At 58.0% G+C, this 9878-nt stretch carries 10 protein-coding genes; all 10 read right to left on the bottom strand.

The annotated features are described in order from the left end of the window. Positions 1 to 148: outer membrane protein transport protein (locus tag LG31_RS20275; protein ID WP_193354215.1), on the bottom strand; the 148-nt coding region annotated here is incomplete at its 3' end. Between the two features lie 251 nt (positions 149 to 399). Beyond that, positions 400 to 1722, bottom strand: coding sequence for an outer membrane protein transport protein (locus tag LG31_RS0104405; protein ID WP_033113287.1), 1323 nt, complete (start codon positions 1720 to 1722; stop codon positions 400 to 402). Positions 1723 to 2111: 389 nt separating this feature from the next. Next, entirely contained in the window at positions 2112 to 2867 is a 756-nt protein-coding gene (locus LG31_RS0104400) for a DUF3379 domain-containing protein (RefSeq protein ID WP_033113286.1), read from the bottom strand. Then, complete coding sequence (locus LG31_RS0104395) at positions 2860 to 3453, bottom strand: sigma-70 family RNA polymerase sigma factor (RefSeq protein WP_033113285.1); 594 nt, start codon at positions 3451 to 3453, stop codon at positions 2860 to 2862. The genes LG31_RS0104400 and LG31_RS0104395 overlap by 8 nt, the downstream gene beginning before the upstream one ends. Positions 3454 to 3482: 29 nt before the next feature. Further along, positions 3483 to 4979 carry a BatD family protein gene (locus LG31_RS0104390; RefSeq protein ID WP_033113284.1) on the bottom strand — a complete coding sequence of 499 codons (1497 nt, stop codon included), beginning with the start codon at positions 4977 to 4979 and terminating at the stop codon, positions 3483 to 3485. Continuing rightward, positions 4973 to 6433 (bottom strand): VWA domain-containing protein, encoded by a 1461-nt coding sequence (locus LG31_RS0104385; protein WP_033113283.1) that lies wholly within the window; start codon positions 6431 to 6433, stop codon positions 4973 to 4975. The genes LG31_RS0104390 and LG31_RS0104385 overlap by 7 nt, the downstream gene beginning before the upstream one ends. After that, complete coding sequence (locus tag LG31_RS0104380; RefSeq protein ID WP_033113282.1) at positions 6424 to 7413, bottom strand: VWA domain-containing protein; 990 nt, start codon at positions 7411 to 7413, stop codon at positions 6424 to 6426. The genes LG31_RS0104385 and LG31_RS0104380 overlap by 10 nt, the downstream gene beginning before the upstream one ends. Next, positions 7410 to 7952 (bottom strand): DUF4381 family protein, encoded by a 543-nt coding sequence (locus LG31_RS0104375; RefSeq protein ID WP_033113281.1) that lies wholly within the window; start codon positions 7950 to 7952, stop codon positions 7410 to 7412. The genes LG31_RS0104380 and LG31_RS0104375 overlap by 4 nt, the downstream gene beginning before the upstream one ends. Then, the gene (locus LG31_RS0104370; RefSeq protein ID WP_033113280.1) at positions 7937 to 8839 is read right to left on the bottom strand and encodes a DUF58 domain-containing protein; all 903 of its coding nucleotides are present in this window, start codon (positions 8837 to 8839) and stop codon (positions 7937 to 7939) included. Before LG31_RS0104370 ends, LG31_RS0104375 begins: the two co-directional genes overlap by 16 nt. After that, a complete protein-coding gene (locus LG31_RS0104365; RefSeq protein ID WP_033113279.1) occupies positions 8830 to 9780 on the bottom strand; it encodes an AAA family ATPase in 951 nt (316 codons plus the stop codon). Before LG31_RS0104365 ends, LG31_RS0104370 begins: the two co-directional genes overlap by 10 nt. Positions 9781 to 9878 lie beyond the last annotated feature (98 nt).

Here is a 9878-nt window from a genome sequence, read left to right as displayed (position 1 = left end):
CGCTGGCATTGTCCGCGATAGCTGCTTCTCCGGCAAAGGCTCGGCCAAGCCCGGTTGCCGATTGTTCAGCCAGCTGGAAACCTGCGGCATGGGTGTGACCAGCAATCACCAGCAGGGAAAGGGCGGATAGTTTGAGAGTGGAATGCATGAGTTATCCTTGCGTGAATACCGAATGTTCAGTTGGCCATATCATTGAAGGCGGGATTTTATATGGTACGACCAGCAAGGCAACGGTGATGGAGTACATCGGTTAAAAACGGGATTAAATGCTGATGAAACTAGCTCTAATAGATTGATTAAAAAAGAAAAATGAACAGGTGTGTGCTACATGTGTGCGCTGAAAACGGGATCTTGCATAAAAAAGAGCGCCTTGCGGCGCTCTTTTTAATTGCTCAACAATCAGAACTTCATGTTGAACTGGGCAGATGCCAGGAAGGCGTTGCCGTGGGAAGTGCCCTGCCAGCGTGGGTTATTCACTGTGCCATCATGGCTTACGAGGCCTTCGTTTACATCAACCTTCTTACCATCCAGATAGGCCATACCGAAATCAACACTCATATCAGGGTTGATATGGTAGGTGGCGCCAGCACTGTACCAGATACGATCAGAGTCGGGGATACTCAGACTACGGTACTCAGCTTCGATAGGGGAGTTGTCATATGCAAAGCCCATACGCGCTTCCCAGGACGGGTTGATGTACCAAGTACCACCGATGGAGTAGCGAGTAGAATCTTTAAACTTCTCATCTTTTTGCAGGCAGACACCTTTTGAACACTGAGAACTGGTTGCTTTCAGCTCTTCAAAGGCGCTCCAGTCAGTCCAGTTGACAGAGTAGTGGACGGCAAACTGCTGGTTCAAACGGTGATAACCTGCAAACTCGGCTTGAGCTGGCAGGTCCAGTTTCAGGTTTCCGTCAACAGTTTTGTAGTTAGAGCTGGTGCCGTTAAAGTCGCCATCAAAACTGTGATCCACTTGGGAGCGATAGGTCAAAGCAAAACGGTGGTTTTCGTTAACTTCATACAAAGTACCAACGTTCCAGCCGAAGCCCCATGTATCACCCTTCAGCCCTGCAATTTTTGTATTAGCAGAATGCTGTACGCCTGTTGCCGCAGTCAATGTAGGAGCCAAAACCCCTGCATAACGATTCAATTCGGCTTCAGCGTACACCGCGTTGATACCGGCACCGATGCTGAATTGTTCGTTGATGCGGTAGGCGATATTCGGGTTGATATTGAAAGTTAAGAGCTCTGTATCACCAGCGCCTGATCCTGCAGCAAAATTCTTGTCGTACTCGGTAGAGAGACCGTAGTTGGAGAAAAGCCCAATACCCCATGCCCACTTATCATTCAGCGGCTGAATGAAATAGGATGCAGGGACGAACGCGGCAGGAGCAATATCGGATGCTGACGCATCACGATTGAAATAGTTAGGAACTGTACCTGCTTTTGTGGTCAGATTTCCGCTGGTTTTCCCCTCAACATCCACATCCGGCTTGATATAGGTACCGGATACAGAAACTGCCATCTTGTCGAAGGTAGTCATGGCAGCAGGGTTGCGGGCCAGAACAGAGGCGTTGTCGGCAATGGCTGCTTCACCAGCATAGGCACGACCCAGACCGGAGGCTGAGTGCTCGTTCAACTGGAATGCCGCTGCATGGACTTGACCGGTGGCCAGCGCAATGGTGGCGGCAATCAGGCTCTTCTTAAACATAGTTGTCGTCATGGTGGTCTCTCTTGTAGGCAGATTTTTTTGTCGATATTGGCGGCATGTTCAATGCAAACCTCGACAAAATCCGTTTTTATTTCAGCTTCTTCCGAATCAATTCTGGCGTGATTCTATGTATCTGGTAGGAGGTAAGAAATCAGACCAGTGACAGCAGAATACATAAAAGTGATCGATCTGTTAATCATTTGTTTTAACCTGATGTTTAATTCATCATTTAAGGGGTAAGGCAGGGTGTTTTTTAGGCGAAATGGTTGATCCGGCTCACAAAAATAATTTTGCTGTTTTTCGCAATTTTGCGACAAAAAGCAGGTAATGGGTCGGGAAAGAGAGGGGAAACAGGCAGCTGGCTGGTGTCGCTGCCTGTTTTTACCGATGGAATCGGTTCGTTAAATGTTCCAGTGAAGTCGTGATTGCAGGGCCGTGGCAACGGGGGCTAGCGGCTCCCTCATCTGGCCAATCAGTACCATATTCCCCCCTTTAAACTGGACAATTTCCCCTTTGAGGGTGCCATCTTCAAAACTGGGCTGCAGAGAGAGAGGTACATGCTTGGGAACCAGAAAGAGAGTAACGGGTCCCATCTTGCCCTGGATCACCATATGCAGTGCCGGCCCCTGATAGAAGGCGCAGTGGTTGACATAGGTCACTCTGAGACCATTCATGCCACTCAGGGTTGCGCCATATTTCTCCATCTTGGCGTTGATGCTCTGCAAATTGACTCGTTCATCGATACCTTCGATAAACGGTTCCTCACCATAGACATGGGCCATCGCCACCTGAGCGAGGGAGAGTGTTTGATCGGAGCTGGCAGGCCAATTTATCCAACGGGTACTCACTCCAAGTAGAAAAGCGACGGATGCAGCCATGGCCACGGTTCGCCAATGGGAGTTCGCAGTGCTACTGGCAACATGCCGTGTTTTCTCCTGTTTCTCTTCGCTCTGTTGCAGGGCTTGTTTGAGCAGGATCCGCTCTGCCAGCCCTGACGGCGGCTCGACACTCATGGTGCGCGCAATGTCTTGTTCGAGAGCTTTCATCTCATCGAGATAGCGCAGGTTGGCAGGATTGGCACGGGCAGCCTCGAGGAAGTCGGGTTGCTGATCGCCGGGCTGGATCATGGCGCGACGGCGAAACTCCAGTTCATCCATGTCCATCTCCTCTTGATAATTTCTTCTGCGCCATCGCCTCTTTCAGCTGGTTGCGGGCGCGAAACAGTCTTGTCATGACAGTGTTTTTGTTGAGTCCGAGCAGTTCGGCAATGTCCTCACCGCTAAATCCGCCCAGCACCTGCAGCATCAGGGGCTCCCGATACTCTTCGGGCAGGCGGGCAATATGACGATGCAACCACTCGTTCTCCATCTCCTCTTCGCTGTGCAGCACATCGGGCTGTGGTTGGGGATGGTCGTCCAGATCCACCAGATCAAACTGTTTGCGCTCGAAACGGCGGGCATTCTCCCGGCGCAAGATAGTGATCAACCATCCTTTGGCGGCCTGATCGTCCTGCAGGGCGTCGATACCCTTCCAGGCTCGCAGGAAGGTCTCCTGCACCAGATCTTCCGCGACGTGAGGATCCCTCACCAGCCAGTAGGCGTAGCGATAGATATCCTTGTGCAGCGCATGAACCAGCGCTTCGAATTTGGTTTGTTTGTCAGCCATAGGGTCATAGACCGGCGAAGTGGCCGGATCATTTCCACTTTTATGAGGCTGACCCCGCTTTTTTCTAAAAAAGAGCAATGGGAGTGTCTCCTGTTGTGGAGGCTGCGTTAACCCCGCAAGGGGAACCGGTGGGCAATCAGGGCAAGGAGCTGAGCGATGCCCACCGTTTCAACATGGCAGAGCTCACGTGAGATTGTGCGCCATGGCACGACCGGCGCCAGGGGGGCAAAGCAGGCGCGATCCAGCTCCGCTTGCCATCTTTGCAACGGCTCTGTATTGGACGGTTTGGTACTGCCGATTGGAGCGAAAAACGAGAGCCAATCACGCAGGGCCTGGCGGCTTTGCTCGCTCTGCTGGCTGGCAAGTGCTCGTTGCAGACGATAGAAGGCGAGCCAGCGCGAGCTGTTGCACCTTAGGCCTCGCAGCAGCAGCGCCAGCAAGACCCACCAGAGGCTCTCGTTGGCCAGTGGCAGTGACTCTCCAGCATGTTGCTGGCTGGCTGGTTGGAAAACGAGGCGAGTGGCAGGCAGCTTCGCCTGCTCTATACGGCCGCTTGCGGTATTGAACCAGGGCAGGGTGAGCGCCGGTAGCTGATACTCTCCTGCCTCGTGGGCCAGCAGGGTTTGGCGCCACTCCCGTTCAAACAGCAATTTGCCCTCCCGATAACGCTCCTGTTGCTGCTCGCCATCCGGGTGGGCCAGCAGCCCGGCGGGGAGCTGCTGTGCCATAAGAGGGGCCAGTTGTACCTGACTGCTGTCACCATTTTCGAGCGTGATGGTAATGACCCGGATCAGTGGCTCCCCCGCGTGACCCTCTGCCGTGGGCTCTATGCGTTGGGTCAGCAGCAAGCGACTGGCAACCGGCGTTGCGGGGGCTTGATCCACGCGTACCTGAAGGGGGGCTGCGCGGGCGGCAAGGCGCTGCAGCTGACCCCCGTTTTGGGGCAATTGTCCCTGTAGCCTCGGAGAGTCGATAAGCCAGAGTCCAGCAGCCTTGGCCTGGATCAGCCAGCTGCGGGTCAGTCTGCCGGGCAGCCCGCTCTGCACTGGGGGAAGCCACTCATCGTTGCCAAGGCGGCGAATGATGAAATGGGGCGAGTTGAGTTCACTGAGCCCGGGGTGCTGCATGGTGGTGGGGAGCCAGAGTGTAAGCCGATAGATCACCGGCTGACCGGGGTAGAGAGGGCCCTGATGATCAAGCTGGGCTTCCATCTCCAGTGCTGCTGGGGGTGGTGGTGCAGGCAGAGTCGGTTGTGGCGCAGGGGCCTTGAGTGTCAGCTCGGGTGTCCACTCGTTGCCAAGCTTTAGCGGAGCTATCGCCATGCCGGCAGGATCATCTGGCTGGCTAGTCAGGTGCAACGGGATCTGCCAGCGGGTTAACTGCTGCACTGGGGTGGATACCCGACTCATGGTGACTCTGCCCACGGCGAACTGGCGCAGCAGCGGCGTGATCTCTAGCTCATTGCCCTGACGCACTCCATCAGCCTCGATCACCAGCAACCAGTCAGCAGGGGTAGCACTTGGCAATAACTCAGCCCGGGGCTGTGCCCAGCCGGGGAGGCTCAACACCAAGAGCAGTATCGAGCAGACCGTGCGCTTCACCATGGCTCTTCTACCTTTATGAGCTCTCGGCGCAGCGCCTCTTTGCGCAGCCGCTGTTCCAGCAAAAGCACTGGTGGTGCAGGGGGCAGTGGCACCGCTTCGGCCGGTGCTTGCTCCGGTTTAATGGATGCGCTGCTGTGCGTTGCCTCTGTTGGTGCCGCTGACTCACCGCCTTGCAGTAGTGAGAGGTTATAGAGGGCATCCTCATGGCGTGGCTCAAGGGCCAGTGCGGCCAGATAGGCCTCTTTGGCGGCAGCCAGCTCCCCCAATTGAACCAGCGCATTGCCCCGGTTGTAATGGGCGGTCGCGCTTGTTTCCAGCTCGTAGGCTGCAACGGCTTGCCGGTAATCGCCTGCCCGATACCAAGCGTTGCCGCGCCATACCGGGTTGCTGAATGTGCTGGCTGCCAGTTGGTACTTTCCCTTCCGATAAGCTTGCATCGCCTGCTCGTCTGGTGATGGCTGGATGGGGTTGGCTTGCGCTGGGACGGGTACCAGCAGTGACCAGCCGATGGTTATTGCAATGAGCAGTTGGGTTCCCACCCGGGCAAGCAGCGCCAGGGGCAATAGTGGTAACAGCAGCCAGAGACCCAGATCGCGCGGCGCGGGAGCGAGCGCCACTGTAGTGGTTGGCAGCGGGGCAAAACGGGGAGATTCGCTACCCAGCCACTGCAGCTCGCCACCCAGCTTGCGCGCCATGGTAGCCATGGCATCGCTCTGTGGTGCGGCCAGTTGGGCAGGGGGGCGTGTGGCAAAACCCAGTTCATTGGCCGGAATGGGTGGCATGGCCGCAGGCTCTGCACTGCTGGCAAGGAGAATATCGAGTCGTGGGCTATTGCTGTTGTGGCAGAAAAGGCTCTCCTGACAGGGCCACAGCGCGGCAATCTCATCCATCTGTTTGTTACTAAGTCCGTCGGTGATGAGCAGCAGACGAGCCTGCTCACCGGGGGCAATCTGTTTCATGGCAAGGGCGATGGCCCGCGCGGGGTTACTGCCTTGCAACGGCATGATGTCGGGGCGCAGATCGGGCAGCAGCAGGGCAATGGCTTGATGATCCCGGGTCGGGGGCATGGCGAGATAAGCGTCGCCAGCGTAGAGAACGAGCGCAATCCGGGCGTTGTTGGCAGTGCCAAGCAGTTGCTGGAGTTGCAGTCTGACCCGGGTGGCTCGATCCGGTTTGAGGTCGGTGGCCTGCATCGAGCGGGAGAGATCCAGGATCCAGATATCGAGCGGCGCGGCCGGTTGCGCTTGCCACTCACTGCGCAGGGCGGGGCCGCTGAGGGCCAGAATGACCGGCAGGGTCGCCAGCCAGAGCCAGGGGCGAGCCGGTTTGCGCTCTGGCAACAGGTAGGCGCGCATGGCCGGAGCCAGCATGGGGGGCTGGCGACGCCGCCATCCCTGCCAGAGCCACGGGATGAGCGCCAGTAGCCAGAGCGGCCTGAGCAGGATCAGATCCATCGTCTCATTCTCAGCTGCAGGGCGCGGGTAAATCGGTTATCTACCCCGCCATGGCCTGCGGGCAGCAGTAACAGCGCACAGGCCAGCGCCAGCGGCCAGGGATAAAGCTCTGTCACCGGTTGATAGTGGGAGACAGGATGGGCGGTGGGTTCCAGCTGATTGATGGCCTCGTTGATCGCCTCCAGATCGTTCTGGCTGCGGGCGCGAAAATAGCGTCCATTGCCAATCCGGGCCAGCTGCTTGAGCAGGGGCTCATCAAGCTCGCTGCTGGGGTCACTCTGATCTGCGCCTGCGTCATTGAAAGGCTGTACAAAGGTATCGGGGTCGGCTCCGACCCCCAGGGTATATATACGTATCCCCTGCGCTGCGGCGAGTTTGGCCTCATGCTCCGGATCGGCACTGCCTGCGGTATTGCGCCCATCGGTTACCAGCAGCAGCGCTGTCGGACGGCCCTGCTCAGCATGCTGGCGTGCCAGCAGGATCGCTTCACCGAGGGCGGTGGTGCGGCCAACCAGATCAAAGTCGAGCTCGTCGCTCAATGTCAGCAGCGCCGGTATCTCCTGGGTCAGGGGAGAGAGCAGGTAGGCGTGATCGGCAAAGACGACCAAGGCGATCCGATCGCCAGCGCGCTGGGCGATCAATCCCTTGATTTGCTGGCGAACTGCCGTCAGACGTGCCAGCTGCTCGCCGCTATCGAGCATATCCGGGGTGCGCATGCTGTCGGAGAGATCGACCGCCAGCAGCAGGTCACGACTCCCCTGATAGCGCACCATAGGCTCTCCCCACCATTGAGGACGGCAAAGTGCCGCAATCAGGGCGCACCAGATAAGCCCAGCTCGCCACAAAGACATGCCTGCATGGGCACGCAGCAGAGGGAAGCCGGGGTGGTCAAGATAACCGTGGCGCAGGGGAGGCAGGCCAAAGCGCACCAGCAACGGCAGCACCAGCGCGAGAGCAAACCAGGGCCAAGCGAGGGTCATCGGTTTCCCCTTGTTCGGGCCTTGCTCGCCAGCCGTCGCTTGTGCAGAAGGCAGGCGCGTCCCCAGCGGTAATAGTTCTGTTTAAGCTGCTCGCTCTGTTCATGGTCGGGGGCATTATTGCCATAGAGCCAGCTGCTCCAGTGATGGGCAAACTGGCTGAACCGGGTGCCGCCCTGACGATCCAGAAACGCGAGCCACTTCTCTCCCTGCAGCAGGCGAGACTCGGGCCAGCGATACAGTGCCTCCAGGCGCAGGTTATCCTGGATGCTGGTGACCAGCTGTTGTGGATCGCCCTCCAACTGCCTGCACCAGCGCCTATATTGCTGTATTCGTATTGCCAATCTGATGATCAGCACCAGTAGCAAAACGAGGATCAGGAGCCACAGCAGGGCCTGCAAGCGGGGATCGAGGAGTTGTTCGCCAACCTCGGGGCCTGGATGAATGTCCCGGATCTTGTCCTTCAGCAGTGCGTTCAGGGGCGCGGTAATCGCCTCCGATGCCGGACTGCTGCTCAAGAGTGGCGCTATCCCTGATGACATAACCCCTCCTGCCACTGTTGTTGCAGTGTCCGGCCGTTATCGAGCAGATAGAGCCGCTGTACCAGCGGCAGCAGCTGTTGCCTGCCAAGTTGCAGTTGCTGCTCGGCCGCCTGCTGGTAGCGATGGGAAAAACCGCTGTGCTGGCCATCGAGCCAACCCTGATAGGGGGCTGAGGTCCGGTTGATGGCTACCGGCAGCAAGCCGCTTGGCGGCAGCACGGCTTCCAGCGGGTCACGGATCTGCCAGTAGTGAATATCGTGACGCAGCGAAAGTTGCTGCAGCCGCTGGCAGAGTGTTGATTCACAAGGGCGATGATCGGTAATGATGGTCAATCTGGCGCCGTGGGGGAGTGCCGTTTGCCCGAGGGTATCTGCCAGTGTCTGGGAAAGCGGCTGGCGGGCCAGCCCCTGCCGGTAGTGATGGCAAAGGGATTCGAGCAGCGGCAGCACGTTGCCCCGCTGGCTCTGACGATGGGGGTCAACCCCATGGCAAATCAGGGTGTTGTGCTGTTTCTCATGTCGCCAGATAAGGGCGGCTGCCAGCTCGCAGCCAAGGCGAGCCTTGAGCTGAATGGTGGAGCCGAAATACATGGCGGGGGAGAGATCGAGCAGCAGCCAGTGCGCCTGATCCTGCTCTTCACGATAGAGCCGGGTGTAAGGACGTCCAAGGCGCGCAGTCACCCGCCAGTCGATATGACGCACCTCGTCACCTGCCTGATAGGCGCGCAGTTCGCGAAAGGTGAGCCCGGGAGTGCGTCCCGGTTTGCCACGCTCGGTGCTGCTTCTGCCCGCGCGTGGGGGCATCTTTGCCTTGGCCCAGTAGCGGATCTTGAGCAGCTGTGGCAGCGACAGGGCGATATCGGGATGGAGATCCGGCGCTAGGGACATGGCACCTGATCCAGTAGCTGGGCGATCAGGGTGTCGTTATCCAGATTGTCCGCCAGGGCCTGATAGCTTGGGATAAGGCGGTGACGGAGCACCGGATAGGCTTGCAGCTGGATATCTTCCGGCAGCACGAAATCCCGTCCCGCCAGCCAGGCGCGGGCACGGGCTGTACGGGCCAGTGCCAGCGTGGCTCTCGGGCTTGCCCCCACCGCGAGCAGTGGTTCAAGGGCAGGGCAGAGGCCACTACCGGGGCGAGTAGCGCAGACCAGCTCCACCAGATAGTGTTCAAGCCTGCTCTGCATGCTGACCGCCAGCACTTCACTCCGAGCACCTTGCAAGGCAGTCTGGCTCAGGGTCACTGGCGCTGCGCCAAGCAGTTCACCACCGGCATTGAGCTGCAAGATGGCGAGCTCCATGGCCGGGCTCGGATAATCGACTATCAGCTTTAGCAAAAAACGGTCGAGCTGTGCTTCCGGCAGGGGATAGGTTCCCTCCTGCTCGATGGGGTTCTGGGTGGCGGCCACCATAAAGAGCGGCGGCAGGCGCCAGCTCTTTTTGCCCACGGTAATTTGGTGTTCTGCCATTGCCTCCAGCAGCGCAGATTGCACCTTGGCCGGCGCCCGGTTGATCTCGTCCGCCAGTATCAGATGATTGAACAGGGGGCCGGGCTGGAATACAAAACTGGCATCCTGCGGGTGAAACACCTCGCTGCCGGTCAGATCTGCCGGCAGCAGATCAGGGGTGAACTGGATGCGAGCGAAACGCCCCTCGACAGCGCCAGCAAGCGCCTTGACGGCACGGGTCTTGGCAAGGCCGGGAGCCCCTTCGATTAATACATGTCCTTCACATAACAGGGCGATCAACAGCCCTTCTATGAGCTCATCCTGTCCCAGAATTTGACTGGCAAGATAGTCCCTCAGTTGTTTGAACTCCGCCGCTGCCATGCGATAAACCCGTTGTTTTTATGGAAGTTGATCTTTTTATACTCCAGTTGAGCAACAAGGGCGAGTGAAGGGCGCCAGCCTTGCTGAATTTAGTTTCA

This window comes from Aeromonas lacus (assembly GCF_000764665.1).
Lineage (GTDB): Bacteria > Pseudomonadota > Gammaproteobacteria > Enterobacterales > Aeromonadaceae > Aeromonas > Aeromonas lacus.
Note: the sequence above shows the minus strand (reverse complement) of the source record. Positions and strands in the feature narration are given on the sequence as shown.

Coding starts and splice junctions, on each gene's coding strand:
- LG31_RS0104375 (WP_033113281.1), bottom strand. CDS start 7,952: ATGTCATCAGGGATAGCGCCACTCTTGAGCAGCAGTCCGGCATCGGAG.
- LG31_RS0104380 (WP_033113282.1), bottom strand. CDS start 7,413: ATGACCCTCGCTTGGCCCTGGTTTGCTCTCGCGCTGGTGCTGCCGTTG.
- LG31_RS0104390 (WP_033113284.1), bottom strand. CDS start 4,979: ATGGTGAAGCGCACGGTCTGCTCGATACTGCTCTTGGTGTTGAGCCTC.
- LG31_RS0104385 (WP_033113283.1), bottom strand. CDS start 6,433: ATGGATCTGATCCTGCTCAGGCCGCTCTGGCTACTGGCGCTCATCCCG.
- LG31_RS0104365 (WP_033113279.1), bottom strand. CDS start 9,780: ATGGCAGCGGCGGAGTTCAAACAACTGAGGGACTATCTTGCCAGTCAA.
- LG31_RS0104400 (WP_033113286.1), bottom strand. CDS start 2,867: ATGGATGAACTGGAGTTTCGCCGTCGCGCCATGATCCAGCCCGGCGAT.
- LG31_RS0104405 (WP_033113287.1), bottom strand. CDS start 1,722: ATGACGACAACTATGTTTAAGAAGAGCCTGATTGCCGCCACCATTGCG.
- LG31_RS0104370 (WP_033113280.1), bottom strand. CDS start 8,839: ATGTCCCTAGCGCCGGATCTCCATCCCGATATCGCCCTGTCGCTGCCA.